This window comes from Sphingobacterium sp. HJSM2_6 (assembly GCF_049316305.1).
GTDB lineage: Bacteria > Bacteroidota > Bacteroidia > Sphingobacteriales > Sphingobacteriaceae > Sphingobacterium.
The window spans coordinates 1-555 of record NZ_JBMOXB010000047.1 but is presented as its reverse complement, the minus strand read 5'-3'; the positions used below and the strand labels follow the sequence as shown (position 1 = coordinate 555).

The 555-nt window shown below is 31.4% G+C and carries 1 protein-coding gene; it reads left to right on the top strand.

The genetic code is table 11. The features are described 5' to 3' along the window. Positions 1-103 precede the first annotated feature (103 nt). The gene (locus ACFRAE_RS17745) at positions 104-547 is read left to right on the top strand and encodes a GNAT family N-acetyltransferase (RefSeq protein WP_422798506.1); all 444 of its coding nucleotides are present in this window, start codon (positions 104-106) and stop codon (positions 545-547) included. The last annotated feature ends 8 nt before the right edge of the window (positions 548-555 follow it).

The window sequence follows — 555 nt, the reverse complement described above, 5'->3', positions numbered from 1 at the left end:
TATCATATACAATCAATTTAAAAGATAGTTTAATGAATTTTCATTTATTAATTTTAGAAAAGCATAGGTAGATTTTATAACATAAAAATCCTTGAAAAAATATATGATAATTAGAGAGGCAACTATTGATGATATTAGGCAAATTCAAGTCGTAAGAAATTCTGTAAAAGAAAACCCTTTATCAAACCCTAATCTTGTAACAGATGAAGATTGTAGAATATTCATTACTCAAAGAGGTAAAGGTTGGGTTTGTGAAATAGATAATAACGTTATAGGATTTTCTATTGCTGATTTACAAGAGAATAACATATGGGCATTATTTGTTCATCCAGATTTTGACAGACTAGGTGCTGGAAGACAACTGCACGACGTGATGATCAATTGGTATTTTAGCAAAACAAAAGAAACTGTTTGGCTAGGTACTGCACCAGGAACTAGAGCAGAAGCATTTTATAGAAAGGCTGGATGGAAGGAAGTTGGGATGCATGGTAAAGGTGAAATAAAATTTGAGATGTCACACAGCGACTGGTTATTAAACACTCAATAATCTCTTAT

Excerpts from the sequence above, each read along its gene's own strand:
- ACFRAE_RS17745 (WP_422798506.1), top strand. The coding sequence starts at position 104 with ATGATAATTAGAGAGGCAACTATTGATGATATTAGGCAAATTCAAGTC.